We start from the raw sequence: 4741 nt of genomic DNA, 5'->3' as shown, positions 1-4741 counted from the left end.
GCCTCGCTGGGCGCGGTGAGCGTCTCGCGCGCCGACTATATCGCGCTGTTATCGACGGCGCTTGGCGGCGGTTCGGCGGCCGGGGGCGCATCGGCATTGGTCGCGGGCTCGGGCTCGGCGGCGTCGGAATCTGACCGTGGACGCGGCGCCGCGGCCGATTTCCTGGCGATCGACCGGCTGCTCGACGCGACCGGAGCGACGGGTTCGGACGGACCGGCCGGATATGTCATCGCGCAGCTCTTGGGCCAGACGTCGTAGACCGGGTGCTCGACGACGTTGAGCGACGGCGATTCCTTGTAAAGCCAGCCGGAGAACACCCGCTGCCAGCGGCGGTCGGTGCGTTCGACGTCGAGCTGGACGAAGGCGCCGGTCAAGGACTCGCTTTCCCATGGCGCGGTGGTTTCGCAGGCGCGCAGGCGGACGATCACGTCCTTGACCCGGACCGACTGGCCCGGCCTCAGCGCAAGGTCGCGGACGATGCCGTTGCGCTTGTTGAGCAGCCCGAGCACCGCAACGCGCTGCGCCATCGGAGTCACCCCCGCCTGGCCGGCGGTCGGCTGGGCGGCCCTGGTGGTCACCGGGGGGACGTTTTCCTGGCGCTGCTGGTCGCGGCCGCGGTCGCAGCCACCGGCGCCGAGCGCCAGCACGGCGACCGCAAACAGGCCAGTGCGAAGGCTCAGTCGGGAGTCCAGGGCTGATAGTCCCCGGTTGCGGCGGGCCGCAGCTTGCCGCTGCCGAGCGCTCCGTCGGGACGGAACGCGGCCATCGTCCCGGTCAAATTCTTCTCGGGCGATTTGTGGAACTTGCGCCGCTCCGGCAGCGCCTTGTCGGGAAGCTCGTCGATCGTCCCCCTGAGCCACGCGTTCCACCCCGGCGGCACGTTGCTGCCGTCATTGGCGCCGTCGTAGATCACCCAGCGGCGCCGGGGATCCTTCTTGTGCTCGAAGTAAACGTTGCCTTGCTCGTCGCGGCCGACCTGCTTGCCGTGACGGCTCGAGAACAGGGTCGTGCCCCACGTCGCCCCGTTCCACCAGGTGAAGGTTTTCGACCAGAAGCCCATCGGCGCGGCCTTTGCCGCGTTCGCAAGCGCCGCGCAAGGCGGCTCTAGCGGGACCAGCTGACTCGGTCTCCCGGTGCGATGCCGAGCTCGGCGGCCCGACCGCCGGCGATCTCGAGCACCGCGGCGACCGGCTCCAGCGACGGCACCGGCTGGAGCGACAGCGGAACGGTATTGGCCGCGATGCGGGCGATCGTCCCGTCGGCGCGGATGAAGATGATGTCGAGCGGGATCAGCGTGTTCTTCATCCAGAATGAGGCGGGCTGCGGCGGATCGTAAGGAAACAGCATGCCGCGATCGGGCGCAAGCGACTGGCGGTGCATCAGGCCGTTGGCCTGTTCCTGGGGCGAGCGAGCGACCTCGACGGTGAACCGGTGGGTCGCGGACGCGGAGCGGATGGTCAGCGGCACCTGCTCGAGCCCCGCGGCCGAACGCTCGGCAGCCGGTGCCTCGGCCGGATTGGGCGGAGCGCAGCCCGCGATACCCGGCGCAAGGACCATCGCCGCGGCCGCAGCGATCAGTGCCGGGCCCGCAGCTCGACCGCAGTCAGGCCCTTCGGGCTCGAAGCGACTCGCGCTTCCAGCCGCTGGCCGGGCTGAAGCTCGCCCAGGCCCGCGTGGCGAACGGTCTCCATGTGGACGAACACGTCCTCCTCCTGGCCGCCGCGGTTGACGAAACCATAGCCCTTCACACGATTGAACCACTTGACCTCCACCGGTTGGAACTCGCCGGCCGCGTCGACAAGCGCCTTGCGGTCGGCCCGTTCGCCCGCCGAGATGGGCGATCTGGGCTGGGCAGGCAAGGCGGTGCTGAGGTCGATCGACAGCACCCGGCACGCCTGCAGGCCGCGCTCCTGGCGCATCGGCACGCACTCGACGAGAGCGCCTTCGGGGACGCTCCGGCGGCCATGCTCGCGAAGCACGCTGAAGTGCAGCAGAACGTCGCCCTCGACCTCATCGCTGACAATGAATCCGAAGCCCCGAACCGAGTCGAACCACTTCACCCGGCCGGTGATGGCCGCCATTTCCGACGCGGCCTCACTCGCCGGAAACTGCTCCGCCGCGTCCTGATTTTCGGTCCGCTGGGTACTGCTACGCTGCACCTGGTCACTCTAACATGGGTTAGATTGTCGGGAATCCGACTTAGACTCCCATTATGCCTATTTCTCGGCCAACTCCACCAGATTGATTTCGGCTCCGGGCGGCAGGTCGACGATCGCCCGGGCCAGGCCGAAGCCGTGCCCGGCACGGATCATCGCGCCGAGCGCGCGCTCGCGGCCCTTGCGGCCAGCCGGCTCGCTCGCGAACGGGCCGAGCCGGCGGCGCTCGGCGAAATGGAGCGCGGCTTCGATCGAGTCCGCCTGCGCATGCTCGCGCGCCACCGCGGCGTCCACCTCCTCCACGCCGGCGGTTCGAAGCGACTGCTCGACGCGGCGGATTCCATAGCCGCGGCCGGTCAGCGAGCGCGACTTCGACAGCGCATAAGCGGCGTCGTCGACATAGCCCCGCGCGGCAAAGCGCTCGGCGATGGCCTCGAGATCCGGCGGCTGGCCGTCGTCCCAGCCGCGCTCGCGGACCTTGCGGCCAAGATAGGTCCGAAGCTTGGCCCGGGTGGTCGCGAACCGGCCGACATAGGCCAGCGCCAGCTCGTCGAGTTTTGCGCGGTCGAGCGGCGGGCGCGGCCGTGGTTTGCGGGCGTGACGCATGGGCCTTTTTTGTGCCACACTCGCGAACCATCACAAAGTGGTGGTGCGGATATGCCGCCACTGGTTCGAAAGGCCGCTCGAAGCAGCCAATAGCTCGGCTCGATGAGGAAGGAACCGCGTGCTCGACCGTAAACAGACGATCGAACCCGGCCTTGCCCCTCCAGGTGCCCTTTCTCCGCCTGGCGGAACCCCGACGAGGGACGATCAGCAGCGGCGGATCGCCGATTTCGCAACGCTCGGCGAAGCGCTCGACTATGCGGCGCTCGGCCGCCGCGGGCTCAACTTTCACGACGCGCGCGGAACGCTCGAGCGCACCTATCTCTATTCGGAACTGCGCGCCGATTCGCTGGCCAACGCTCGGCGTTTCATCGGCCACGGCCTCAAGCCCGGCGACCGCCTGGCGCTGATCGCCGAGACCGGGCCCGAGTTCGCCGCCGCTTTCTTCGGTGCCGTCTATGCCGGCCTGTGGCCGGTCCCGCTGCCGCTGCCGACCAGCTTTGGCGGTCGCGAAGCCTATGTCGACCAGCTCAAGGTCCAGCTCGAGAGCTGCGATCCGGCGCTGTTCCTGTACCCGGCCGAGATCGCGGTCTTCGCCGCCGATGCGGCGGCCCAGCTCGGTCTCGAGGCGCGCGAATGGGAAACTCTCGGCGACATCGAGCCCGCCGCGGTCGAGCTTGCATCGCCGGGCATGGACGACATCGCCTATCTGCAATATTCGAGCGGCTCGACTCGCTTTCCGCACGGGGTCGCGGTCAGTCACCGCGCCTTGCTCGACAATCTGCGCGCCCACGGCCTCGGCCTTGGAGTCGAGGACAGCGACCGGGTGATTTCCTGGCTGCCCTGGTATCACGACATGGGCCTGGTCGGCTGCCTGCTCTCGCCGATCGCCAACCAGCTGTCGGTCGACTATCTGAAGACCGAGGATTTCGCCCGCCGGCCATTGGCCTGGCTCGACCTCGTCACCCGCAATCCTGGCACGACGCTCAGCTACTCGCCGACCTTCGGCTACGACATCTGCGCTCGCCGGATGTCGTCGCAGACCCGCGCCGCCGACCGCTTCGACCTCAGCCGCTGGCGGATCGCGGGCAACGGCGCCGACATGATCCGCCCGGACGTGATGCAGGCGTTCGTCGATTGCTTCGCCGAGGCCGGCTTCAAGGCCAGCGCCTTCTGCCCGAGCTATGGCCTGGCCGAAGCGACGCTGGCGGTTTCGCTGATGCCGCCGGGCGAGGGCATCCGGCTCGAGCTGGTCGAGGAGACCGAGCTCGCCGGCGCCGGCTCCGCCGACCGCGAGCGGCCGCGCCGGTTCCGGGCGATCGTCAATTGCGGCAAGCCCGTCACCGGCATGGAGGTCGAGGTCCGCGGAGCCGACGGCGAGCCGCTTCCCGAGCGCGGCATCGGCAAGCTCTACGTGCGCGGAACCAGCGTCATGGTCGGCTATTTCCGCGATCCGGAAGCGACCGCCGCCTGCCTCGACGGCGACGGCTGGCTCGACACCGGCGACATGGGCTATTTGTCGCGCGGCTATGTGTTCATCGTCGGCCGCGCCAAGGACATGATCATCATCAACGGCCGCAACCACTGGCCGCAGGACATCGAATGGGCGGTCGAGCAATTGCCCGGCTTCAAGGCTGGCGACATCGCCGCCTTCGCCATCACCGGCTCGTCGGGCGAGGAGACTCCCGCCGTGCTGGTCCATTGCCGGGTGTCCGACCCGGGCGAGCGCGGCCGCCTTCGCGACGACATCCGCGAGCGGGTCCGGGCGATCACCGGCATCACTCCGGTGGTCGAGCTGGTGCCGCCGCGCACCCTGCCCCGGACCAGTTCGGGCAAGCTCAGCCGAACCAAAGCCCGCAACCTCTACCTCAGCGGCGACATCGTCCCCTACGACATCGCCGCTTAGTCCCTCTCCCGTCGAGGGAGAGGGTTAGCTTCGCTTGGCGACGAAGGACCCTAGCGAAGCTTGGGTGAGGGGCCCG

The 4741-nt window shown here is 69.0% G+C and carries 5 protein-coding genes and 2 pseudogenes; 2 read left to right on the top strand and 5 right to left on the bottom strand.

Features of this window, described 5'->3' with window-relative positions; translation table 11 throughout:
- Positions 1–258: pseudogene (locus H0T81_RS12795) on the top strand (leucyl/phenylalanyl-tRNA--protein transferase); the annotation flags it as partial.
- Here H0T81_RS12795 and H0T81_RS12490 read toward each other — a convergent pair.
- From H0T81_RS12490 to H0T81_RS12470, 5 genes and pseudogenes are all read right to left on the bottom strand, one after another.
- A pseudogene (locus tag H0T81_RS12490) lies at positions 210–647 on the bottom strand (DUF2155 domain-containing protein); the annotation flags it as partial. The pseudogenes H0T81_RS12795 and H0T81_RS12490 overlap by 49 nt on opposite strands.
- Before the next feature lie 29 nt (positions 648–676).
- Positions 677–1060 carry an NADH:ubiquinone oxidoreductase subunit NDUFA12 gene (locus H0T81_RS12485; protein ID WP_294013748.1) on the bottom strand — a complete coding sequence of 128 codons (384 nt, stop codon included), beginning with the start codon at positions 1058–1060 and terminating at the stop codon, positions 677–679.
- A gap of 44 nt (positions 1061–1104) precedes the next feature.
- On the bottom strand, positions 1105–1557 hold the full coding sequence (locus H0T81_RS12480) for a DUF192 domain-containing protein (protein WP_294013747.1): 453 nt from the start codon (positions 1555–1557) through the stop codon (positions 1105–1107).
- Between the two features lie 17 nt (positions 1558–1574).
- Entirely contained in the window at positions 1575–2159 is a 585-nt protein-coding gene (locus H0T81_RS12475) for a cold-shock protein (RefSeq protein WP_294013745.1), read from the bottom strand.
- Between the two features lie 57 nt (positions 2160–2216).
- A complete protein-coding gene (locus tag H0T81_RS12470) occupies positions 2217–2762 on the bottom strand; it encodes a RecX family transcriptional regulator (RefSeq protein WP_294013743.1) in 546 nt (181 codons plus the stop codon).
- Positions 2763–2901: 139 nt separating this feature from the next.
- Between H0T81_RS12470 and H0T81_RS12465 the strand changes: the two genes are divergently transcribed.
- Positions 2902–4665 carry a fatty acyl-AMP ligase gene (locus H0T81_RS12465; protein ID WP_294013751.1) on the top strand — a complete coding sequence of 588 codons (1764 nt, stop codon included), beginning with the start codon at positions 2902–2904 and terminating at the stop codon, positions 4663–4665.
- The last annotated feature ends 76 nt before the right edge of the window (positions 4666–4741 follow it).

The organism is Sphingomonas sp. (assembly GCF_013812825.1).
Lineage (GTDB): Bacteria > Pseudomonadota > Alphaproteobacteria > Sphingomonadales > Sphingomonadaceae > Sphingomicrobium.
Note: the sequence above shows the minus strand (reverse complement) of the source record. Positions and strands in the feature narration are given on the sequence as shown.

Coding starts and splice junctions, on each gene's coding strand:
- H0T81_RS12485 (WP_294013748.1), bottom strand. CDS start 1,060: ATGGGCTTCTGGTCGAAAACCTTCACCTGGTGGAACGGGGCGACGTGG.
- H0T81_RS12480 (WP_294013747.1), bottom strand. CDS start 1,557: ATGGTCCTTGCGCCGGGTATCGCGGGCTGCGCTCCGCCCAATCCGGCC.
- H0T81_RS12470 (WP_294013743.1), bottom strand. CDS start 2,762: ATGCGTCACGCCCGCAAACCACGGCCGCGCCCGCCGCTCGACCGCGCA.